Source organism: Clostridium sp. UBA7503, assembly GCF_002477055.1.
Lineage (GTDB): Bacteria > Bacillota > Clostridia > Clostridiales > Clostridiaceae > Clostridium_J > Clostridium_J sulfidigenes.
Genome location: NZ_DLNT01000021.1, coordinates 95,588 through 118,752, shown reverse-complemented (window position 1 = coordinate 118,752; position 23,165 = coordinate 95,588). Strand labels below are relative to the sequence as shown.

Annotated in this window: 19 protein-coding genes and 1 pseudogene; 14 read left to right on the top strand and 6 right to left on the bottom strand. The window is 31.5% G+C overall.

Annotation, left to right across the window (positions count from 1 at the left end; all coding sequences use genetic code 11):
* The first annotated feature begins 17 nt into the window (after positions 1-17).
* From B3630_RS06090 to B3630_RS06045, 10 genes are all read left to right on the top strand, one after another.
* A complete protein-coding gene (locus tag B3630_RS06090; protein ID WP_346896436.1) occupies positions 18-461 on the top strand; it encodes a GNAT family N-acetyltransferase in 444 nt (147 codons plus the stop codon).
* Positions 462-638: 177 nt separating this feature from the next.
* Positions 639-2,066 (top strand): NAD(P)/FAD-dependent oxidoreductase, encoded by a 1,428-nt coding sequence (locus B3630_RS06085; protein WP_346896434.1) that lies wholly within the window; start codon positions 639-641, stop codon positions 2,064-2,066.
* 12 nt (positions 2,067-2,078) lie between these two features.
* On the top strand, positions 2,079-3,329 hold the full coding sequence (locus B3630_RS06080; RefSeq protein ID WP_346896432.1) for an FAD/NAD(P)-binding oxidoreductase: 1,251 nt from the start codon (positions 2,079-2,081) through the stop codon (positions 3,327-3,329).
* Position 3,330: 1 nt separating this feature from the next.
* Positions 3,331-3,690, top strand: a complete 360-nt coding sequence (locus tag B3630_RS06075; protein ID WP_346896430.1) for a DUF1667 domain-containing protein — start codon at positions 3,331-3,333, stop codon at positions 3,688-3,690.
* A gap of 97 nt (positions 3,691-3,787) precedes the next feature.
* Positions 3,788-4,123 carry a hypothetical protein gene (locus B3630_RS06070; protein WP_346896428.1) on the top strand — a complete coding sequence of 112 codons (336 nt, stop codon included), beginning with the start codon at positions 3,788-3,790 and terminating at the stop codon, positions 4,121-4,123.
* Between the two features lie 202 nt (positions 4,124-4,325).
* A complete protein-coding gene (locus B3630_RS06065) occupies positions 4,326-4,835 on the top strand; it encodes a methylated-DNA--[protein]-cysteine S-methyltransferase (protein WP_346896426.1) in 510 nt (169 codons plus the stop codon).
* 123 nt (positions 4,836-4,958) lie between these two features.
* Positions 4,959-5,891: a M15 family metallopeptidase gene (locus B3630_RS06060; RefSeq protein ID WP_346896424.1), complete on the top strand. Its 933-nt coding sequence runs from the start codon at positions 4,959-4,961 to the stop codon at positions 5,889-5,891.
* Positions 5,892-5,935: 44 nt separating this feature from the next.
* Positions 5,936-7,045 (top strand): amidase domain-containing protein, encoded by a 1,110-nt coding sequence (locus B3630_RS06055; RefSeq protein ID WP_346896700.1) that lies wholly within the window; start codon positions 5,936-5,938, stop codon positions 7,043-7,045.
* 70 nt (positions 7,046-7,115) lie between these two features.
* Complete coding sequence (locus B3630_RS06050) at positions 7,116-8,066, top strand: type I phosphomannose isomerase catalytic subunit (protein WP_346896422.1); 951 nt, start codon at positions 7,116-7,118, stop codon at positions 8,064-8,066.
* 165 nt (positions 8,067-8,231) lie between these two features.
* A complete protein-coding gene (locus tag B3630_RS06045; RefSeq protein WP_346870102.1) occupies positions 8,232-8,552 on the top strand; it encodes a DUF1622 domain-containing protein in 321 nt (106 codons plus the stop codon).
* A gap of 19 nt (positions 8,553-8,571) precedes the next feature.
* Here B3630_RS06045 and B3630_RS06040 read toward each other — a convergent pair whose 3' ends face one another.
* From B3630_RS06040 to B3630_RS06025, 4 genes are read right to left on the bottom strand one after another with little or no spacing between them, the layout of a single operon-like run.
* A complete protein-coding gene (locus B3630_RS06040) occupies positions 8,572-10,428 on the bottom strand; it encodes a S8 family peptidase (protein WP_346896420.1) in 1,857 nt (618 codons plus the stop codon).
* Between the two features lie 3 nt (positions 10,429-10,431).
* Positions 10,432-12,318 carry a S8 family peptidase gene (locus B3630_RS06035; protein ID WP_346896418.1) on the bottom strand — a complete coding sequence of 629 codons (1,887 nt, stop codon included), beginning with the start codon at positions 12,316-12,318 and terminating at the stop codon, positions 10,432-10,434.
* Positions 12,319-12,354: 36 nt separating this feature from the next.
* Entirely contained in the window at positions 12,355-14,250 is a 1,896-nt protein-coding gene (locus tag B3630_RS06030) for a S8 family peptidase (protein WP_346896416.1), read from the bottom strand.
* A 3-nt stretch (positions 14,251-14,253) separates the two neighbouring features.
* Entirely contained in the window at positions 14,254-16,116 is a 1,863-nt protein-coding gene (locus B3630_RS06025) for a S8 family peptidase (protein WP_346896414.1), read from the bottom strand.
* A gap of 245 nt (positions 16,117-16,361) precedes the next feature.
* Between B3630_RS06025 and B3630_RS06020 the strand changes: the two genes are divergently transcribed.
* Entirely contained in the window at positions 16,362-17,237 is an 876-nt protein-coding gene (locus B3630_RS06020; RefSeq protein WP_035134780.1) for a tRNA 2-thiocytidine biosynthesis TtcA family protein, read from the top strand.
* Positions 17,238-17,325: 88 nt separating this feature from the next.
* On the opposite strand, the gene B3630_RS06015 is transcribed toward B3630_RS06020, so the two are convergent.
* Together B3630_RS06015 and B3630_RS06010 are read right to left on the bottom strand one after the other, a co-directional pair.
* A complete protein-coding gene (locus B3630_RS06015; protein ID WP_346896412.1) occupies positions 17,326-19,308 on the bottom strand; it encodes a sodium-translocating pyrophosphatase in 1,983 nt (660 codons plus the stop codon).
* Positions 19,309-19,845: 537 nt separating this feature from the next.
* Entirely contained in the window at positions 19,846-20,610 is a 765-nt protein-coding gene (locus tag B3630_RS06010; protein WP_346896410.1) for a SagB/ThcOx family dehydrogenase, read from the bottom strand.
* A gap of 285 nt (positions 20,611-20,895) precedes the next feature.
* On the opposite strand from B3630_RS06010, the pseudogene B3630_RS17455 reads away from it, so the two are divergent.
* The 3 genes and pseudogenes from B3630_RS17455 (at position 20,896) to B3630_RS05990 (ending at position 22,821) form a co-directional block, all read left to right on the top strand.
* Positions 20,896-21,561: pseudogene (locus B3630_RS17455) on the top strand (ATP-binding cassette domain-containing protein).
* Positions 21,554-21,733, top strand: a complete 180-nt coding sequence (locus B3630_RS05995) for a hypothetical protein (protein ID WP_346896404.1) — start codon at positions 21,554-21,556, stop codon at positions 21,731-21,733. The pseudogene B3630_RS17455 and the gene B3630_RS05995 overlap by 8 nt, the downstream one beginning before the upstream one ends.
* Positions 21,734-21,999: 266 nt before the next feature.
* Positions 22,000-22,821, top strand: a complete 822-nt coding sequence (locus tag B3630_RS05990) for a hypothetical protein (protein ID WP_346896402.1) — start codon at positions 22,000-22,002, stop codon at positions 22,819-22,821.
* The last annotated feature ends 344 nt before the right edge of the window (positions 22,822-23,165 follow it).

Here is a 23,165-nt window from a genome sequence, read left to right as displayed (position 1 = left end):
TTTTATGGAGGTAGGCTATGGAAATTAAAATAAAGAAATTTAATGAATTAACTACAGAAGAGTTGTATAAAATTTTAAGAGTAAGGAATGAAGTATTTGTAGTAGAACAAACTTGTATTTATCAAGATTGTGATAATAAGGACTATAATTCATATCACTTGTATGTAGAAGAAGGAAATGAAGTAGTAGGATATTTGCGAATAGTTAATAAGGGAATTTCCTATGATGAGATGTCTATTGGAAGGGTATTAGTTAAGGAGAATCATAGAAATAAAGGATTAAGTAGAAAAATCATGTTAGAAGCTATTAAGTTTATAGAAGAGAAACTTAATTCTACTGAAATTAGAATATCTGGCCAAGTTTATATAAAGGGATTTTATGAAAGTCTTGGCTTTAAACAAGTATCAGAGGAGTACCTAGAAGATGACATCCCTCACGTAGAAATGGTATATAAAAAGTAAATTATCCCCTTAAGCTTAATAACTAAATAGCAGTTTCATGGACACTTTTTAAAAAAAATGATATACTATTAGTGTAAATGAAATATTAGTGCTGATAAGAGATTTAGAGACAAGCACAAAATAAGGAGTTATCCTTGTTTTGTCTTGTCTTTTTTGCGATTAAAGGAGGAAATTTTAATGTATGATATAGCTATAATAGGTGCTGGAGTAATTGGAGCTTCGATATTTAGAGAACTTATGAAATATGATTTAAAGGTAGCAATAATAGATAAGGAAAATGATGTTTCAATGGGGACAACTAAGGCAAATTCAGCCATTGTCCATGCAGGCTACGATCCTAAAGTAGGAACTTTAATGGCAAAGTATAACCTTAAGGGTAATGAGATGTTTGAAGAAATTTGTAATGAGTTATCAGTACCTTTTAAAAGAAATGGTTCTTTAGTAATTGGATTTGATGAAGAAGATATGGAAACTATAAAAGAGTTATATGACAATGGAAATAAAATTGGTGTTAAGGGACTACAAATTTTAAATAGAGAAAAAGTACTGGAAAAAGAGATTAATTTAAGTGATAAAGTTATGGGTGCGCTATATGCACCAACAGGAGGAATTGTTGGCCCTTTTGAATACACAATAGCCCTTGTGGAAAACGGAGTAGATAATGGTGGGGAGGTTAAATTAAATAGACAAGTAATTGGTATAGAAAAGAAAGAACATTTTATTATAAATACAGCTGAAGGTGAAGTTATAGAAAGCAAATATGTTATTAATGCAGCAGGGGTTTATGCTGATAAAATACACAATTTAGTTTGTAAAGAAGCCTTTAAGATAAATCCTATTAAGGGAGAATATTTTGTTATGGACAAGAGCCAAGGTGAGGTAGTTAGCCACACTATATTTCAATGTCCTTCTAAACTTGGGAAGGGTATATTAGTGACACCTACAGTTCATGGAAATTTATTAGTAGGTCCAGATGCAGAAAGTGTAGAGGGTAAAGATAATGTTGCAACTACAGCAGAAAACTTAGAGTTTATTAAAAATACTGCTGTGAGAACCACAGATAAAATTAATTATACAGAGAGTATAAGAAATTTTGCAGGACTTAGAGCAAATCCAGATTGTGGAGATTTTATTGTAGGAGAAGCTAAGGACGTAAAGGGCTTTATAGATGTAGCAGGAATGAAATCACCAGGATTGTCTTCAGCACCAGCAGTGGCTTTAGATGTGGTAGAAATTCTAAAAAATTCCGGACTTAAGGCTGAGTTAAAAAACAATTTTAAAAATACTAGAAAGCAAATTAACTTCATGGAATTATCCAGTGAAGAAAAGGCAGAGCTTATAAAAAAGGATAGTCGATATGGAAAAATAATCTGCAGATGTGAAAGTATAACAGAAGGTGAAATTATAGATAGTATAAAGAGATCCTTTGGAAAAGTAACTCTAGATGGAGTAAAGAGAAGGTGTAGACCAGGTATGGGAAGATGCCAAGGTGGCTTCTGTGGTCCTAGAGTTCAAGAAATAATTGCAAGAGAGCTAGATGTTTCAATGGAAGATATAGTTCAAGAAAGCGATGGATCATATATTTTAATTGGAAGAACTAAATAGGAGGAAACATTTATGTATGATTTAATAGTAATAGGTGGAGGTCCAGCGGGACTTGCAGCAGCTTATGAAGCTTATAATAATGGAGTAGAGAAAATACTAATAGTAGAGAGAGATAGAGAGCTTGGAGGAATACTAAATCAATGTATTCATAATGGCTTTGGACTTCATACTTTTAAAGAAGAGCTTACAGGGCCTGAATATGCTGAAAGATTTATCCATATGATAAGTGATACTAGGGTTGAAGTTAAACTTAATACCATGGTATTAGAAATAAAAGAAAATAAAGAGATTCATATGATAAATGAGGAAGATGGATATTTAATTCTAAAGGGAAAAGCTATTATTCTTGCCATGGGATGTAGGGAAAGAACTAGAGGAGCTATAAATATGCCAGGGGATAGACCTTCAGGAGTGTTTACAGCAGGAGCTGCTCAAAGATATATAAATATGGAAGGATATATGCCAGGAAAGGAAGTTGTGATCCTAGGATCAGGTGATATAGGTCTTATTATGGCAAGAAGAATGACTTTAGAAGGTGCAAAGGTTAAGGCTGTAGTAGAGCTGATGCCTTATTCTAACGGACTTAATAGAAATATTGTTCAGTGCCTAAATGATTATGATATTCCCCTTTATTTATCACATACTGTAACTAAAGTTGTAGGAAGAAAGAGATTAGAAAAGGTGGTAATTGCTAAAGTAGATGAAAGCAAAAAGCCAATAAAAGGTTCTGAAATTGAGTTTCATTGTGATACTTTATTATTATCTGTAGGACTAATACCAGAAAATGAGTTATCTTCTAAGGCTGGTATTGATAAGGATAGAAGAACAAATGGACTTATAGTGAATGAAAGCATGGAAACTTCTGTAGAAGGAATATTTGCCTGTGGAAATGTAGTACATGTTCATGATTTAGTAGACTTTGTTAGTGCAGAATCTAAGCATGCTGGATTTTGTGCTGCCAAATATATTAAAGGTAAAAATGACAAGGGGAGTTATGTAAATATAATAAATGGTGAAAGAATTAATTATACAGTTCCTCAAAGATTAAATGTAGAGGCGATAGAAGATAAACTAACTGTATTTATGAGAGTAAATAATATATATCATAATAAGAGGCTTGTGGTTAGATGTGGTGATGATATAATCACTAGCTTTAAAAGAAGTCACTTAGCACCATCGGAAATGGAAAAGATTTTACTTAGCAAAACTCAATTAGAAAAGATTACAGGAGATATAACAATTTCTCTGGAGGATGGTGAATAATATGATAAAAGAATTAATTTGTATAAGTTGTCCTATGGGATGTCATTTAAAGGTAAATACTGAAACAAAAGAGGTTACAGGAAACACTTGCAAAAGAGGTGAAATTTACGGGATAAATGAAGTAACGAATCCTGTAAGAGTTATAACTACCACAGTAAAAGTTAAATATGGTGAGCTCCCTGTTATACCAGTAAAAACAAAAACACCTATTCCTAAAGAGTTAAATTTTAAAGCTATGGAAGTATTAAATTCTATAGAGATAGAAGCTCCAATTTCTATGGGGGATATTATAGTGAAGGACATGCTAGGGACTGGAGTAGATGTGGTGGCTACTAGAAGCTTAAAGAAGAATATAGAATAGGATAGTAAATATATTTTAAAAATAATAGAGATTTAGAATAATAATTTATAGGTTGGAATAATATATTTACAATGAAGCATTTTTAAGGTAGGAGTTTATGACGCAGAGAAGAATTATTGAAAGTTATGGAAGAGATCTAGGTTTTACTATAGATCAGTTATGTAGACTTATAGGTTCCTATAAAATCTTAGTTGATACAGCAAGCAGTGTGAACTGTATTACCATTGCTAATAAAAGGGACATTAAAGGTGCTCTTAAAAGAGCACAGGAAGTTGGTTGCTTAATAGATGAGCTTATAGATGTTTTAGATTGTAGTATATGTACCTGGGGCAATTATATGAAATTAAAAACTGAGTATATAAACTCTAGATTAGATTTATGCCTAATAGAAACCGAAGTTGAAGAAGAAATCAGATTACAACCAGGGCCTTAATTAAATAAAATATATTATAAAATAATCGAGAAGATGTTAATATATATGTATTAACATCTTTTAATTTTATCCGATGACTACTAGCTCTAATACGCTCACTTATCTTAAAGTGGGAGTAAAGAGCTGCTACGTCCCTGGATAGCGATCTTTAAAGCTTCAAAGAAGCTAAGAACTCTGTTTATAACGAAAGAGGGGTAACTTTATGTGGTATGATTATTTTGACTCTATTATAGGAACTATATATGTGGTTATGGATGAAAAGGGCGTAGTGAAGATAGAACTTTTTCAAGATGGATGGAGAGAATACCATAACCTTAATAAGGGAAGTTTAGAACATAATAAAGAGAGGTGCTTAACGGCTATAACTCAGTTAAAGGAATATTTTAATGGAGAAAGGGAAGAGTTTAACTTACCATTGTCAGTAAGGACTACAGAATTTAGAAATAAAGTTTGGCAGGAGCTTATGAATATACCCTATGGAGAAACTAGAAGTTACAGTGATATTGCTATAGCAATTGGAAATCCTAAAGGTGTAAGAGCTATAGGTGGGGCCAATAGAGCTAACGAGTTCCCAATAATAATTCCTTGTCACAGAGTGATTGGAAAGAATGGGAAATTAGTAGGATATGCCGGAAATCATACGCACATAAAAAGTAAACTTTTAGAATTTGAAAAAAAAAATAAAGATATTTTTATTAAAAAAACTCATTAATTTACCAGTCATAAATAATTGTATATTTACACAAAATAGGCTAAAGGACATTTTAGTCTATTTTTTATTTTAAATAAGAGCGTAAGTCATTTTTGTGTTAGTTTTTTTGCTAGGAGGATATATATGAAAAAGCTATTTTTATATGGAGTCATAATTTTAACTATATTAGTTACTTTCCCTAATAGTATGGAAGTATTTGCAGATGACATAGAAGATAATGATGAAATTAATTACAATACTACAATGAAGCAAGATATTCTTGCCTTAATGATGGCGTATCCGGAATTTATAACTGGAGTTGAAAAAAGTGAAGAAGGAAAGGTATTTATAATAACGGCTACAGGAAAGAAAATACTATATGATGATAAGCAATCTAAGGACTTTAACGGAAAAATGGATAATGCAGACCTTCAAGATATACTAGAAGATATTTATCCGCTTACTATGCCTGATAAGCTTTTAGATATAAATAGAGATCCAGGTAGATTTAGAAATTATAATCTATTAAATGAAGCTTATGGAGGTAGTGAAAGAGTAGTATCATCTAACCTTATAAGTGTTCCAGCACCTTATAAAAACTATCAATTTAATAAAAATAATGGGGCTGCAGAAAGTTTAAAGAAGGCTATGGAGGAGTTAAAACAATTATCTTTAGGCAACGGAGCTGTATCATCACTTCTAAATCCTATTAATGGAACTTTCAATTATAGAGTTATATCAGGTACAGGGAAGCTGAGTCCTCATGCCTATGGTATAGCTATTGATATTAATAGTAATCCTAGTGACTATTGGAAGTGGGCATCTAGAGATGCTGGAGAAAAGAGGATGTTATCCTATCCTAAGGAATTGGTAGATACTTTTGAAAAAAATAACTTTGTATGGGGTGGAAAATGGGGTCATTTTGATATTCTCCATTTTGAATATAGACCAGAGGTATTAATAAAGGCAAGATATTTTGGCGAAACCTTTAAAAAAGATATGGATTGGTTTGGTGAAGTACCAAGAGATGAAAAAATAGATAATTATATAAACATTATTGAAGGAACTTTAAATTAATAATTAACTAAAGAGCTAAAATGAGGAGGACCTTTATGAACATTATGAGATCCATAAAAAAGATACTTACATGGAAGCTGATATTTGGAATATTACTAGCTATTATTATTGCAAATATATTTTTTTCTAGGGCTAATGCTGAAGATGTAGATGAAGAAGTAAAGCTAGAAATTAAGAATTTTATTGAAGAAACTATTGCAAAGCGTAATAGAGCCATTGTAACTGGAGAAGAGGAAAGCATTAAGTCAGTTTATGATATGGGAACTAAGTATGGTACATGGGCCTATGAAAATGAAGAGAAAAAGATGATTTATCTTCACAATTGGGAACAGAAGCAAGGGGTTAAAATTACAGAAATACTTCCCAAGGTAGTTGTAAATCGTATAAGTGAAAAGGATAATGGATTCAAAGTTAACTTTACATGTTCTACAGAATATAGGTATGTTTATGAAGATAGGCCTGAAGAAGTTAATGCGGCTAGGATAGGGACTTATCATGTGCTTACTTTAATAAATAAAGGGGACAATTTCTTGATAAATAAGGAATGGTATACAGATCCCTTTGCAGATTCTTTAAATTTAGAAAAATTAAAAGTAGATGATGTAAAAGAATTTATTTTAGCTCAAGAACCTAAAGATTTCTCAAATTTAGATGAAAGAAGGAAAGCGTCGGTAGAATATGCCAATAAATATTGTGGAGCAGCTACAGAAGAAGAATTTGGTTATAAATATAATAAAGATTATAGAAATTTTAATCCAGAAGGTGGAGATTGTGCTAACTTTGCTTCACAGATATTGCATGAAGGCGGTAAATTTAAGAAAAATTCATCATGGAATTATTCCAAAGGAGAAGCTACAGCATCTTGGGTAAATGCAGATAAGTTTAAGGGTTATTGGGTATATAGTGGAAGGGCTTCAGTAATAGCTCATGGAACCTACGATAAGGTATATAAAGCCTCTTATCAGCTTATGCCAGGAGATTTTGTTGCTTATGAAAAAAAGGGGGATATTAAACATATCTCTACTGTAACAAATGCAGATTCTAGAGGTTATGCTTTAGTTACTTGCCATAATACTGATAGAAATGATGTGCCTTGGGACTTGGGTTGGAGTGATAAAAATATTAAATTTTGGCTTATAAGAGTTCATTATTAAAAATATTTAATTAACCTTATTAGGATACATAGCATACCTTAAAATATAAACATTTATATTAGAGGGCAATATGTATCCTATTAAATTTGAAAATTTATATTATGAAAAGATTTGGGGAGGAAGAAAGCTAGAAGATTATAGAATAAATCTTCCTAAAGGAAACATAGGAGAAAGCTGGGAAATTGCCTGTCATAAAAATGGAATGAGTATTATTAGTAATGGAAAATATAAAGGAAAAGCACTTATTGAAATAATTAAGGAATATAAAAACTTAATTGTAGGAGATAAGATATATATAGATAAATTTACAGATAGAAATTTTCCACTACTTATAAAGATTATAAATTCTAATGAGAATCTATCTGTGCAGGTACATCCTAATGATGAGTATGCTCATAGAGTAGAAAATGATAATGGTAAGGTTGAGGCTTGGTATATTATAGATTGCAATGAGGGAGCAGAAATAATTGTTGGTACAACAGCAGGATGTACAAAGGAAGAATTTAAAAGAAGTTGTAAGGATGGTACTGTGGAAGATTGCATGAATAAAATATTAGTTAAACCTGGGGAGTTATTTTTAATAGAACCTGGATTACTTCATTCCATAGGAAAAGGCATATTACTAGCAGAAATACAACAAAATAGTGATATTACTTATAGAGTTTACGATTATAAGCGAGGAAGAGAACTCCACATCGACAAAGCATTGGATGTAGTTAATTTTAATGGCATGCCTAAGAGTCTATGTATAAACAATGATTTAGTAGTACGAAATCATATGAATTCAGAAAAATTTAATATAGATATATACAATATAAAAGGAAGCTATAGTGAAACTAGTGATAAAAACAAGTTTTTTGTATTTACCTGTGTAGAAGGTAAAGGTAAAATTAGCTTTGTTGATGAAGGGATTAGAAAATTTATTGATATATCTATTTTGGAAAGTTTTCTAATACCAGCATATTTAGGTGAATATATTTTAATAGGGGATATGAAGTTAATAAAAAGCCATATATTTTAAAACAAAAATAGTCCTAGACTTATATAGAGAAATCTATATAAGTCTAGGGCTGAAATTTTCAAGCTAATAACAAACTGTTACATAACTGGTTATTAATAAATGGACAAGTCGCTATTAATATAATAATATACAAGTAATAGCAAATTAATAAGGGGGTGTTTAACATTGGAACATATTATTACAGCCATAATAATACCTAGAGTTATTTCATTGTTAGAATTAATGGGAACTACAGTAATTCTAGTAGCTGGAATGAAGGCATTTTATAGATATATTCTAAGCTTATTTAAACAAATTAATTGTTCTATAAAGGTAGATTTTGCACAAGCATTAGCACTTGCACTTGAGTTTAAATTAGCTGCAGAGATTTTAAAAACTGTAATAGTAAGAAATTTTGATGAGATGTATATATTAGCTGCAATAATATTACTTAGAGCTATACTAACCTTTGTTATTCACTGGGAAATAAAAAGTGATGGACACTAAGTATATTATCAATTTAAGCCTACTCATTATACTTTAATCTATTCAATAGACTTACTGGTAGTGAAGTTTCTACATTATCATCAAATTTCCTAGTAAGATTAGCAGGTTGTGAAGTTGGACTTATAAGTGGTGCTAGCTGACCTTGTTGAGAGTAAATTCCCCTGATAGCATCAAAGACTCCTCGCATATCCAGAATACCGTAGCCCCAAAATTCATTGGGATAGACCTCGTTAGGTCTTTTTCGAGTTCCTCTTATTAAAAAAGTTTTTATGCTTTCAGAAGACAATATAGGAATATTTCCTTCAGTTATACTCCATTGATAAAAAAGAGCTATAGCACCAGCAAGTACTGCTGTGGCAGCACTAGAACCTGATATAGTAGCTATGGTGTTATTTAATCCAGTAGTTAATACATTTATTCCTCCACAGGTTATTTCAGGCTTTATCTTATTATTTGAGGTAAATCCAACTCCAGAATTTGAGCCTATAGTATTAGTATTTTGGTTATAAAATGCAGTAGTAATAGCTAAATTACTAGTTGAAGGTATAGTGAGAGTTGTAAAATTATCTGGATTTAGTAGTGCTGTACCAAGCTTAGATAAAGGTCTTTGATCAATCCAAACATTAAATAAACCATTTACTATATAATCTCCATATAAACTTATATTCCATACACCTGGAGCGATGTTTGAAAAAGTTAAAAAAATTAGCTGATTACCGGATACAATTTCAGGGAAATAATAAACTATTCTAGTAGTAGTATTTTCATATAAAAAGCTAATGTTTGCACTTTGACCAATCTTTACAGGAATTCTGGGAATTACCTGTCCACTAGGAGAAGTTAAACCCAAAGACATTTTGTCTGGGTAGGCACACCATATAGCTATATTTAAATCACCTTGATTTGGATCTACTGAAAATTCGACAGATTGAGTTTCTCCAGTATTAGATATATATCCAGAAGCATGAGTTTCAGAACTACCTTGATTACCTGTGCCTAAAGCAAAGGTTACTGTAGTAGAAAAAGAATAGTAATCAATAAGTTCCTCTAGAGCATTAGTGCCATCATGAGCACCTAGGTTGCTGCTAACAGGTAGAAATATAACCATAGGTCGTAGGTATATAGAACGTTGACGTAAAAGATAAACCATAGCTGTAGCTATATCTGTATTACGATAAACTGGAGTGCCAGGAGCTGACGGGTCTAGCGTATCTCTTATCTCCCTTATAGGTCTTAGTTTAACAGATATAAAATCACAGTTTGGAGCTGCTCCTTTTATATCTCCATATCCTCTAGCACCAATTATACCTGCACATTTAGTTCCATGTCCATTAGTATCTATTTGTGGAACTATAGAATAAGGATTACCACCTGATTTATTTAGGGAAATAGCTTCATTTATTTGTGCTTGTGAATACTCACTACCGTAACCGATACCAGATGGTGTAAGTCCAGTAGTATCAGTTTGATCCCAAATAGATAATATCCTAGAGGTATCGTCTTCTCTGGTAAACTCTACATTTAAGTAATCTATACCGGTATCAATAGTACCTACAATTACACCAGTTCCTGTTAAATCTATAGGATTACCTTCAGAGAATTGAACTATGTTAGAAGTTTCTAGGGGGGACAGTTGCGTAAGTATAAAATCATTAGGCGGCTCAATTATATTAACAGTAGGTAGAGAAACAATTAAGTTTTCATATCCAACTTCCACAAATATAACAGCCATATAGGGGGTTAGGATTACAACACTAGCTTGAGGTATTTCAGCAATAGAAGCAGCTATATTACCAGTATAGTAAATTATAAAGCTATTGTACTGTAAAGGGTTATCTAATTGTTGGGTTACTTCTCTTAAATCTTTTAGATTCATGGATTAATCCTCCTTATAGATATCATCTATTCGTGTATATAATTCAATAGGCATTTTTATAGACGAATTAAGTGGCAAATGTTTTTCATAGTAAGAATTATTAACGCTATAGTTCCTAGGTAGACTTGATGATCTAAGATTTTCAAAGGAGCCAAGAAGATTTAGCATGCCATAACCCCATTGAGGATTTGGGTATATATCACCAGATCTTTTACTAGTTCCTCGAGTTAAATAAGAAATAATAGAAGGTCCATATATATTGGGATCATTACCAAGAATTATGCCCCATTCTAGGATAAGAAGGGTAGCACCACAAAGTACAGCTCCAGCTACAGAACCACCAGAAATTATATTAGTTTCATTATTTAATCCCGTAGTTAATGCCATAACACCACCAGTAGTTAAGTTAGGTTTAATTCTATTATCTGCAGTAAAACCTCTACCAGATTCTACGGCTATAGTATTATTATTTTGATCGTAGAAAGATGTTGTTATGGCTTTTCTAGCATTTGCAGGAGCTTGTAAAGTTGTGTATGGATTAGGATTAATTACTCTAGTGGTCAACTGTATAAGAGGTCTTTGGGGTAGCCACATATTATATTGCCCATTAACTATATAATCCCCTCTGAGTCTCAGTTGCCAAAGTCCGGCTTTGGGATTTTGTATAGTTATATATACAGCCTCATTTCCGGTGGAAAATTCGGCACTGGTAAAGGCAATACTAATTACACTTTTTTCAAGGATAAGAGTGACTTGCTCAAACTTATAGCCTACTAGTTGAGGTTGTACAGGTTCCGCAATTTCACCATTAGGAGAAACTATAGATATAGATATTTTATCAGGTCTTTGAAGCCATAGCATAAGAACTAAATTATCTTCATTTAGCCCTACAATAAATTCTATAATTTCTAAGGAATTGGTCTTTGAAAATCTACCATAGGCATGAGTTAAACTAGAACCTTGATTCCCAGTATTAGTAACGAATACAAGCCCCCTTCGCGATGAGAAGAAATCAATATCTTGTTCTATGGATGATAAACCTTCGTGTCCACCCCAATTTGTTCCTGTAGATAACAAAACACTCATAGGTTGCAATAGATTTCTATCATTATAATTTATAACAAATCTTATGCCAAGATAAATATCAATACCTTCAAAAATTGGAGTGCTTCTTCTATTGTTAATTCCTACTAACTTAAGATTGCTGTTTTTTGCTTCCTTCAGCTTAACAATTATAAATTCACATTCAGGAGCACTTCCTACTATGCTATTTAGACCCCTTGCACCAACTAAACCAGCCATATTTGTACCATGCCCTATTTCATCTCTTGAAGGGACTATGTCATAGGGATTACCACCTTCAGTAGAAGCTTGGATAGCTCTATTTATATCATCACGGCTATAAATTGTACCAAAAAATGCTATATCATCATTAGTATTTATGTCACTTTCAATAGTCTGATCCCATATTGCCGCAATTCTTGTATTTCCATTTGGATATTGAAATTGTGGGTTTAAGTAATCTATACCAGTATCAATAATTGCAGCTATTGTGCCATCTCCTGTAAGATTTAAAAAAGTTTCTCCATGAAATTGTGTTATGTTAGCAGCATCTACTGGTTGGATAGCTGTAAGTGTATATGGAAAACTAACATCTATAATTAGATTATCTGTTATTCCTGAATACTTGGTAATAAAGTCAATATAACTATTGGCACGAACCACTACAATATAATCTATTTCAGAAACTTTAAAGGCACAGGCATAATCTATATCATTAAGTATGCTAACAAGATCCCTATCATATTGAACAAATAGGCTTACATAATCTTCACTAAGATAGGCTTCTTTACATGAATCAATTTGTCTAGATGTATTTAAATTATTCATTAATAAACTTACATCTCCTAAAACTTGCTTATCTATCTATAGTATTCTAAACAATGTAAAGTAGTTACAATTAGAATAAAAAACCCTGGAAGGGTTTAGTCTTCTAAATAAATCATAAGGTATATATGTCTCAATATTATCATTGTAATATCTAGAGAAGCTAATATCTCCTAAAGTTATAGGTATTGCTAATAAATCTGGATGAGAATAGATACCTCTAATAGAATCGAAGGTTCCACGGATATCAAGAATTCCATAACCCCAAAATTCATTAGGATATGCTTCATTAGGTCTCTTTTTTGTTCCTCTAATTAGTAAGGTTTTAATATTTTCAGAGGATAACATATTGAAATTACCATTTGTTACTCCCCATTGATAAATTAAGGATATTGCTCCAGCCAATACTGCAGTAGCTATGCTAGAGCCGGATACAGTTGTAGTAGTATTATTTAGTGAGGTAGTTAACACATTTACACCACCACAAACTAGGTCAGGTTTAATCTTATTATTTGCTGTAAATCCAATGCCGGAATTTAAATCTATATCATTAGTATTTTGATTATAAAATCCAGTGGTAATAGCTAAATTGCTAGTAGATGGAATTGTAAGAGTTGTAAAGTTGTCAGGATTTAATAGTTCAGTTCCAGGTTTGGATATAGGCTTTGGATAAATCCAAATATTATATAAGCCATTAACTATATAATCACCGTATAAATTTAAAGTCCATATGCCAGGGGCAATATCAGGAAATTCCAAGTAAATTAATTCGTTACCAGATATGGTTTCAGGGAAGTAATAGGTTAAAATAGCAGTATTTTTTTCATACAAAAATTTAAGAAATGCTTTTTTCCCAAGCTTTACAGGAATCCTTGAAATTACTTGACCGCTAGGAGAAGTTATGCCTAAAGAAATTTTATCGGGATAGGAACACCATGTGCCTAAGTGGAATTCTCCTTGATTTGGTGCTACAGAAAATTTAATAGAGGCAGTTTCTCCCGTGTTATTTATATAACCAGAGGCATGGGTTCCAGAATTGCCTTGGTTACCAGTGCCTAAAGCAAAAGATACCTTATTACTAAAAGAATAGTAGTCTATGAGTTCCTCAATAACATTAGTACCATTATGAGAGCCTAAATTACCACTAACTGGCAAAAATATTACCATAGGAAGTTCAGAGATATAATGCTGTTGTATAAGATAAAGCATAGCTGTAGCTATATCACAATTACGATAAACTGGAGTACCATTTTGGGAAGAATTTATAGCATCACCTATTTTTCTCCAAGGTCTTAATTTTACACATATAAAATCACAGTTAGGAGCAACACCTTTAACTTCACTATAACCTCTAGCACCAATTATACCTGCGCATTGAGTACCATGACCATCAGTATCAATTTCAGGAACTATAGAATATGGATCACCGCCATCAGCTTTAAGGGAAATAGCTGCATTAATTTGTTCTTGTGAATATACAGTACCGTAATTAATATTAGGTGGACTAGGGCCATCATTATTTGTTTGATCCCAAATAGATAATATCCTAGAGGACCCATCTTCTCTAGTAAATTCTTTATTTAAGTAATCTATGCCGGTATCAATGGTGCCAATAATGACTCCTGTACCAGTTAACTCCATGGGGATACCTTCAGAAAATGGTATTATGTTAGAAGACTGCAAAGGTGATATTTGAGAAAGCATAAAGTAATTATCGGGTTTAATTATATTAATATTGTGAATATCAACTATTAAATCTTCATATCCAATTTTAATGAAGATAACTGCCATATATGGATTTAGGATTATAACTGTAGCTTGGGGAATAGTACTAATAGGAGTAATTATATCACCGGTATAATAAACAATATAACTATTATATTGGGATGTATCATCTATTTGTGTAGTTATTTCTCTTAAATCTGATAGATTCATATATTATTCCTCCATATCCATAGTATCATCTATTCTTCTATATAGTTCCTTAGGCATGTTTATAGAAAATATAGAAGGTAGATGATTTATTGTTTTACTATTACACTTATTGTACTTTCTAAATAATGAGGTTGATCTTAGATGTTCGAAAGAACCTTGAAGATTAAGCATACCGTAGCCCCATTCAGGATTTGGATATAAATCTCCAGCTCTTCTATTAGTTCCCCTAGTTAAATAAGAAATAATAGTAGGACCATACATATTGGAATCATTTCCTAGTATAATACCCCATTCAAGCATAAGTAGGGTAGCACCACATAATACTGCTCCAGCCACGGAACTACCAGAAATTACAGTATTCTTATTATTTAAACCAGTAGTTAATGCCATGATACCACCTGTAGCTAAATTTGGTTTAATTCTATTATCAGCAGTATAACCACGACCAGAATCCACAACCACTGTATTGTTATTTTGATTATAGAAAGCGGTAGTTATAGCTTTTTTTGCATTGCCTGGAATTTCTATTGTATTATAAGGTGTAGAGCTTATTATTCTAGTAGTTGGTTCTATTAAAGGTCTTTGGGGAAGCCACACATCATATTTACCATTTATTATAAAATCACCTTTAAGTCTTAATTGCCATAGACCTTCTTTAGGATTTTTAATTGCGATATATACAACTTGATTTCCAGTTGTAAATTCTGAACTTGAAAATAGAATACTAATTGTGCTATCTTCAACCACAGAAATAATCTCTTCAAATTCTGTAGCTACTAATTTAGGTTGTATAGGTTGTGAAACTTCACCACCAGGAGAAACCACAGATATGGATATTTTATCTGGTCTTTGAATCCAAAGCATGACAGATAGATTGCTTTCTTTTGAACCTACAATAAATTCTACAATATCCTGGGAATTGCTTTTAAGGAACCTTCCCTCAGAATGGGTAGCATTAGCGCCCTGATTTCCACAACTGGTTACAAAAATAAGACCTTTCCTAGAAGAAAAATAATCAATATCTTGCTCAATAGAGGTTAGTCCTTCATGGCCACCCCAATTAGTTCCTGTAGATAATAAAATACTTATTGGTGTTAAGGAATTAGAATCTTTATAATTCATAACGAATAACATTGCAAGAAGTATATCAAGACCTTCGTAGATGGGTATGTTTTTTCTGTCATTGACACCAATTAATCTAAGATTACTGGTTTTAGCTTCTTTAAGTTTTATAACAAGGAAATAACATTCAGGAGCACTACCTGTTACTCCATTTAAGCCCTTGGCCCCAACCAAACCAGCCATATTTGTACCGTGTCCTATAACATCTCTTGAAGGAACTATATCATAAGGATTTTCTCCCTTATCAAAAGCTTCAATAGCTTTATTAATTTCTTCCCTAGCGTAAAAGGTACCGAAAAATGCTGCAGGATCATCATTTATTTTATTATTTTCAATGGTTTGATCCCATATACCTATAATTCTTGTGGTTCCATCATCATTTTGAAATTGAGGATTTAAATAGTCTATACCTGTGTCTATAATTGCAGCTACAGTATTTTTACCCTTAAGATTTAAGAAGGTATTTCCATGGAAGGGAGCTATAGAAGAAGACTGTATTGGGTCTATAGATGATAAAGTATAGGGATAGCTAACATCTACTCTGAATATTTCTCTGAATTTACGAACAAAAGGACGGTACTCCCTAGCTATAACGGAAACATAGTATATTGTATCAGATAGCTTGTAAGCATAAGCATAGTCTACATCTTTGAGAATATTAACAAGATCTTTTGTAGATAAAATGAATAGAGTAACATAATCTTCACTTAGATAGGCATCTTTAAATGAACTTACATTATCCATAAAAAACTTACATCTCCAGAAAGTGTTTATCTATTTATAGTATTCTATAGTTCTTAAAGTAGTTACAAATAGTATATTTTATCACTGTAATTTTTAATTAATCTATGGAGGGAAGAACAAATAGTGGTATGACAAAAATTTATAAAGGTGCTATAATATCAAAGTAAGTTTATAGTGTAAAGATATAAACTTAATATTAGAATTATGTAAAGTACATATATTAAAAAATATACGAGGTGAAATAAATGAGTGGTGTAGCAGGAGAAGGTTGTGAAATATTAGTCCCTTTTAATGAGAGAAAGCCATTAGAAGAAATAGAAAGAAGTTTAATTAAAAAATATAGAAAGTCAGTATGGTCTAAGTTTATTAAGGCTATTAGAGAATACAACCTAGTAGAAGAAGGAGATAAGATAGCTGTTGGAATATCTGGAGGTAAGGATAGTATAATAATGGCTAAGTTATTTCAAGAATTAAAACGTCATGGTCAAGTAAATTTTGAATTAGAGTTTATTGCTATGGATCCAGGATATCATCCACAAATTAAAGAACTTTTATTGGATAATTGTAATTATTTAAATATACCAATACATACCTTTGATTCAAAAATATTTGACATTATTGATGAGATAGCAAAGGATTATCCTTGTTATATGTGTGCTAGGATGAGAAGGGGGGCATTATATTCTGAAGCTGAAAGGCTTGGATGTAATAAGCTAGCATTAGGACATCACTTTAATGATGTCATTGAAACTACAATGCTTAATGTACTTTATGGAGGAACTTTTAAAACTATGCTTCCCAAACTTAAAGCAACCAACTTTAAAGGATTAGAGCTTATACGTCCTCTTTATTATGTTGAGGAAAGCTACATAGAAAACTTTATACAAAGTAGTGGTATATGGCCTCTTAACTGTGCATGCATGGTAGCAGCAAAGAAGATTGGTAACAAGAGACATGAAATAAAGGATATGATAAAAGAAATGAAAAAGAATTTTAAAGATGTGGATAAATCTATATTTAAGGCTGCTGAAAATGTGAATATGGATGCAATTTTAGGTTGGCAAAAGGATGGACAAAAACATTCTTTCTTAGAAGAATATGATGGAGAATTTTTAGATTAGAAATCAAGATATTAAATTAAAAAACCTCTTATTTTAGAATTAAAATTCTAAAATAAGAGGTTTAATATTTTAACTTATAATTAGATTTCTATAAAAGTCCACCTATTGAAACAAATAGTGAAGCAAAAACTAAAGAAACAATTGTCATAAGTTTTATTAATATGTTGATTGATGGACCTGATGTATCCTTAAATGGATCACCAACAGTATCTCCAACAACAGCGGCTTTATGAGCATCGCTACCTTTACCACCGTGAGTACCTTCTTCAATGTACTTCTTAGCGTTATCCCATGCACCACCAGAGTTAGACATGAAGATAGCAAGCATAACTCCAGAAACAAGAGCTCCTACTAGAAGTCCACCTAAAGCCTCTGTACCAAGTAATATACCAATTACTAGTGGCATAGCTACAGCCATAACTCCAGGAAGCATCATTTCTTTTAATGCTGCAGCTGTTGAAATTTCAACACATCTTTTGTAATCAGGTTTTCCTGTACCTTCTAAGATACCAGGAATGTTTTTAAATTGATTACGAACTTCAACAATCATTTTGTTAGCAGTTTTACCAACTGACTGCATTGTAAATGCTGAGAATAAGAATGGAAGCATACCTCCAATTAATAAACCAACAATTACTTTAGGATTTAAACAGTCTATAGTAGTTAATCCAACAGCTTGAGAGTAAGAAGCGAATAATGCTAATGCTGTAAGTGCAGCAGAACCAATAGCAAATCCTTTACCCATAGCAGCTGTAGTATTACCTACAGAGTCTAATTTATCTGTAATCTTACGAACTGATGAATCAAGTCCTGCCATTTCTGCAATACCACCAGCATTGTCAGCAATTGGACCGTAAGCATCAACTGCAACAGTTATACCAGTAGTTGAAAGCATTCCAACGGCTGCAAGAGCAATACCGTATAAGCCAGCGAATGAATAAGCAACTAGTATAGCAATAGCAATTAATATTATAGGAAAAGCTGTAGATTCCATTCCAACAGCAAGTCCAGATATTATTGTTGTTGCAGAACCAGTTTCAGATTGTTCAGCAATTTTCTTTACTGATTTATAATCACTTGAAGTGTATACTTCTGTTAACTTACCAATTAATAAACCAACTATAATTCCAGAAATTATTGCGAAGAATGGTAAGAAATCTCCAAAGAATTTTTTACTAAGTATAGCAGAAGATATAACAACTAATATACTAGCTAAGTAAGTTCCACTATTTAAAGCTTTATGTGGATTTTGGCTTTTACTATTATTTACAAGCACAATACCTATTATAGAACAGAAAATTCCTACTGCAGATATTATAAGTGGGAAAAGAGCTCCCTTTACTTGAAAAGCAACTACGCCTAGTGTAATAGCAGATATGATAGAACCAACATATGATTCAAATAAGTCTGCACCCATACCAGCAACATCACCAACATTATCACCAACGTTATCAGCAATTACTGCTGGGTTACGTGGGTCATCTTCAGGTATACCAGCTTCAACCTTACCAACAAGGTCAGCTCCAACGTCAGCAGCCTTAGTATATATTCCCCCACCAACACGTCCAAAAAGAGCTAGAGTAGAAGCTCCTAAACTAAATCCAGTAAGTATTTCTGTTTCCTTTGTAAAAAAGTAAACTACACTTACTCCTAGAAGTCCAAGACCTACAACACACAGACCCATAACAGCTCCACCAGAGAATGCAATTGAAAGTGCTTTACTCATACCAGATGTTCTAGCACCTTCAGCAGTTCTTACATTAGCTTTAGTAGCTGTATGCATACCAACATAACCTGCTAGAGTTGAGAATAATGCTCCAACTAAGAAGCAAACAGCTGTAACCCAGCTACCTATTCCTACACCAATTAATACAAAAATAATTGCACAGAAAATGATTAATACTTTGTACTCTGCCTTTAAGAAAGCAGCAGCACCTTCACTTATAGCTGAAGCGATTTCTTTCATTTTATCTGTACCTTCACTACTTTTATTAATTTTTGATAGTAGTAAAAAGGCAGAGATTAAAGCAAGCAATCCAGCAACTATACAAACATAGATAAGATTGTTCATAATAAAGTCCCCCTATATATTCTTATTTAATTTTATTTAACAACTGAAGTGAAGGGTTTAACCTAGACTTCAATTGGATTTGTCCTATGTATTAACCTTGTATATGATACAAAAAATATTACGATATATCAAGCAGAAAAATTAGCCATTTTAAGTTAAAATGGGTAATTAATATATAAATTCATGTGAATAAAGATTCTAGAGAGATAAACTGAATTAATTGATATTTCATAATAAATATGTATTTAAATACAGTTTAAATCTTATTAGTACTAATAAATGTTATCATCATAATAATTTTATGTCAAATATAAGTTGAATTTTATTTAAATATCTTTGAATATATTAAAAGAAAATATAGAATTATTTTAATATACTAAATTGTGATACATTTTATATGTAGAAAGAAAGTATTAATGCCACCTTATAAATATAAATTATGATTAATAATTGTAGTTAATTTATATAAAAAGGACACCTTAAATTTTACTTAAGCTATCCTTTAGATTTTGTTAAATATGGTATACTATTAGTAAATTATTTACTTACTTTGCCAACTGGAGCTACATAGACTACAAATTCATTTTCGCCATCTAATCCAAGAAATTTATCTATAAGTTTTTGGTCATAGGCTCCTACAGCACAAGTACCACAATCTATAGCTTGGCAAGCAAGATAAAGGTTTTGACATACATGACCTGCATCAAGTAGCATAACTTTATGGGCAGCATCTAGATATCTCCATTCACCTCTATAGGGAATACAACTCCATATAAATGTTACGGCACTATCACCAACAAAGGTTTGCTCACAAGCTATATCAGAAAGTTGAGATGATAAAGTAGAATCTTCTAATATAAGAAGTAATTTATGGCTTAAGGGAAGGTATCTGTATAAGCCATTCTTAATGCCCCTAATGTGATTTATTACTAAGTATGTCTCAAAGGGATGACGAGCACCTCCAGAGGGTACGGTTCTTAGGGTTGCATAGTTATTAGCAGTAACTTTTTTTACACCTTGTGTACACCAAAGAAGAAAGGATAGTTCCTCCAAACTTAGATTATTATCAGTAAATTTACGATGACTTTCTCTTTGATTTATAATGTCTAATATATTAGATCTAACTAAAATTTTATCTGTTACCTCAGGTAAGTCTATAGTTTTTTCACTTTCATCATAAGGTTTTTGTAAAGGTGGTTGAGGTAATTTTTTTTGTTGATCGGATAACTCATATTCCCCTTCATCCTCTTCTGTTGAAAAGCTAGATTTCATAAAGTGTCGAAATTTCCCAATGTTTTTCATTAAATACAACTCCTTAAAAAGTAAAATAATGTGTTCATAAATGAGCTTAGTTAGATTTATTCTTGATTCTAAGCAATTACTTAAGAGAATAACCTCATCCTATTATTTCATAATAAGGTGCAATTTTAAATAGATAATTTGTAAAATATGTGATTTAATAATTGATAGGATATATGAAAAAATTTCTTATTTAAATAGTTGTTCTGCCCATGCGGATTTGAGAAGATTAGGGGGAGAAAAGTGGAGTTAATATTAAAAGATATACAAAAAAGTTTTGAAAATAAAATGGTGTTAAAAGGAGCATCTTTTACTTTTAAAAAAGGAAAGATATATGGACTATTAGGAAGAAATGGTGCAGGTAAAACTACTTTATTTAATTGTATAAGTGGAGAGCTAAGCAAAAATTCAGGGGAAATCATCTTAGAGAATGGATTGGGTAATGAAGGAGAGTTAGATTATTCTAATATAGGATTTGTTTTTGCAGATCCAGTATTACCAGAGTTTTTAACAGGTTATGAGTTTGTTAAATTCTATATAGATATAAATAAGGATAAGATTAATGACATTAAGGCCGTAGAGGAATATTTAAATATCATAAAAATATCTAAGGCTGATAGTCATAGATTAATTAAAACCTATTCTCACGGAATGAAGAACAAGCTCTAGATGTTATGCTTTTTAATAAGTAGACCACCTGTAATTTTATTAGATGAACCACTAAGTTCTTTTGATGTAATTGTGGCACTAGAAATTAAAAATTTATTAAAGGAAATAAAGAGTGAGCATATAATTATATTTTCAACTAATATATTACAGCTTGCCATGGATTTATGTGATGAAATTGTAGTTCTTAATTACGGAATATTAGAGGAAGTTCCAAGTGAACTTATAAAAAGTGGAAAATTTGAGGAAAGCATCATGGAAATCTTAAAGGAGGACAATTATGATTAGAACTTTTACTAATACATACAAATTCTCCTTTGTACAAGGTGCAAATACATTCATATATTTCATCAAGAGGATTCCGCTAATAGGTAAAAAAGTTCCAGAGAGTCTTTACAGTAAAACAAAGGCTAAAATTACTCTTGGAATTATATTTGAAATATTGTCTTTTTTATTTTAAGTCCTATTCTAGGACCCATTATAAATACTACTTTAATGCCACGAGATGAAAAACCTTTCAACATGATAAGATTAATGAGGGTGTATGCTAAAAAGTACTTTATAAGTGAAATGGTTTATACCAAAATTTTAGCTTTTATACATTTTACTCCCGTGATGATGGTACTGTTTTCTCCAGTAAAGGGAATAATTTTGACCTTTGAGTTTATACTCATTAGATTCATATGGGAGTTTATTCATTTATTTGGATTTAGTAGATTTAATGAGATGATATCAAATATGGATATATTTATTGGGACATTGGTGATTATTTGTCCTTTACTAGCTTATGTTCCTTTATTTTTTCATGTTAATATAGGACTTCATAGGTGGATATATGATTACAGGATTATTATCCTATTATTTTTATTGTCAGTTTTATCTCTTAGATATATCTTTAAATACAAAAGATTTAAGGATATTGGTAAAATTATATGCACTAAGGATAATGTTTTAGAGAAACAAAAATTAGTAAAAGATGTTGAGTTTAAAGATGTAGAAATAAATGAGAAGAAGATAAAAGTAGAAGACTTGAATTCCAGTATCTATGAAAATAAGCAAGACTATGAATATCTTAATGCTATATTTTTCAAAAGGTACAAAAAACTTTTATCAAAGTCTTCAAAATATATAATTATAGGAAGTTTTATAGTAACGATGGTTGCCATTGGATTTATTTTGTGGAAACCAAGTGATAAGGTGGGGATTATAGATTTTTTCAAGAATAAAACTTCTGGTTGGATATTTGCAATGTACTTTTTATCTACGACAGAAAGAATTTGTAAAGCTATGTTTTTTAATTGTGATATAAGCTTACTTAGATATGGGTACTATAGACAAAGGGAAGCTATATTTTCTAATTTTAAATCTAGGTTAAAAAGGGTAGTTGTCTTTAATATTCTTCCTGCTTTAGTAATTTGCTGTTGTATAATTTCCATACTAATAGCATCTGGAGACCTTAAGGCAATATTAGAATTAAGCTATTTATTTTTAAGTATAATAGCCTTGGCTTGCTTTTTTTCCATACATCATTTAGCCATATACTGCTAACTTAGAGGTTAAAAGTCCACTATTCAGGGGAATTAATACAGTAATGTATGTAGTTTGTTATATGTGTTCAGGAACTGATAGCTCTTCCTATATGTTTAGTATAGGAGTAATCATATTCACTGTAATATATATGATTATAGCATTAATATTAGTTTATAAATTAGCACCTAAGACATTTAAACTTAAATAGATAACAAATATTAAAAAACTTCTATGAATTTGTAAAGATTTAATGTATAATATATAGGCAACTCATAAACAAAGAAATATTTCATTATGATTATGATAAGCTCTTAGAAAATTATAGGATTAGTGCAAAAAATATTACATTATAAGCAAAGAGG

Bases quoted from the DNA above. Each gene is read 5' to 3' on its own strand.
- B3630_RS06030 (WP_346896416.1), bottom strand. From the start codon at position 14,250: ATGAATCTATCAGATTTAAGAGAAATAACTACACAAATAGATGATACA.
- B3630_RS06050 (WP_346896422.1), top strand. From the start codon at position 7,116: ATGTATCCTATTAAATTTGAAAATTTATATTATGAAAAGATTTGGGGA.
- B3630_RS06070 (WP_346896428.1), top strand. From the start codon at position 3,788: ATGACGCAGAGAAGAATTATTGAAAGTTATGGAAGAGATCTAGGTTTT.
- B3630_RS06015 (WP_346896412.1), bottom strand. From the start codon at position 19,308: ATGAACAATCTTATCTATGTTTGTATAGTTGCTGGATTGCTTGCTTTA.
- B3630_RS06065 (WP_346896426.1), top strand. From the start codon at position 4,326: ATGTGGTATGATTATTTTGACTCTATTATAGGAACTATATATGTGGTT.
- B3630_RS06035 (WP_346896418.1), bottom strand. From the start codon at position 12,318: ATGAATAATTTAAATACATCTAGACAAATTGATTCATGTAAAGAAGCC.
- B3630_RS06020 (WP_035134780.1), top strand. From the start codon at position 16,362: ATGAGTGGTGTAGCAGGAGAAGGTTGTGAAATATTAGTCCCTTTTAAT.
- B3630_RS06085 (WP_346896434.1), top strand. From the start codon at position 639: ATGTATGATATAGCTATAATAGGTGCTGGAGTAATTGGAGCTTCGATA.
- B3630_RS06040 (WP_346896420.1), bottom strand. From the start codon at position 10,428: ATGAATCTAAAAGATTTAAGAGAAGTAACCCAACAATTAGATAACCCT.
- B3630_RS05990 (WP_346896402.1), top strand. From the start codon at position 22,000: ATGATATCAAATATGGATATATTTATTGGGACATTGGTGATTATTTGT.
- B3630_RS06090 (WP_346896436.1), top strand. From the start codon at position 18: ATGGAAATTAAAATAAAGAAATTTAATGAATTAACTACAGAAGAGTTG.
- B3630_RS06080 (WP_346896432.1), top strand. From the start codon at position 2,079: ATGTATGATTTAATAGTAATAGGTGGAGGTCCAGCGGGACTTGCAGCA.
- B3630_RS06055 (WP_346896700.1), top strand. From the start codon at position 5,936: ATGAGATCCATAAAAAAGATACTTACATGGAAGCTGATATTTGGAATA.
- B3630_RS05995 (WP_346896404.1), top strand. From the start codon at position 21,554: ATGATTAGAACTTTTACTAATACATACAAATTCTCCTTTGTACAAGGT.
- B3630_RS06010 (WP_346896410.1), bottom strand. From the start codon at position 20,610: ATGAAAAACATTGGGAAATTTCGACACTTTATGAAATCTAGCTTTTCA.
- B3630_RS06060 (WP_346896424.1), top strand. From the start codon at position 4,959: ATGAAAAAGCTATTTTTATATGGAGTCATAATTTTAACTATATTAGTT.
- B3630_RS06025 (WP_346896414.1), bottom strand. From the start codon at position 16,116: ATGGATAATGTAAGTTCATTTAAAGATGCCTATCTAAGTGAAGATTAT.
- B3630_RS06075 (WP_346896430.1), top strand. From the start codon at position 3,331: ATGATAAAAGAATTAATTTGTATAAGTTGTCCTATGGGATGTCATTTA.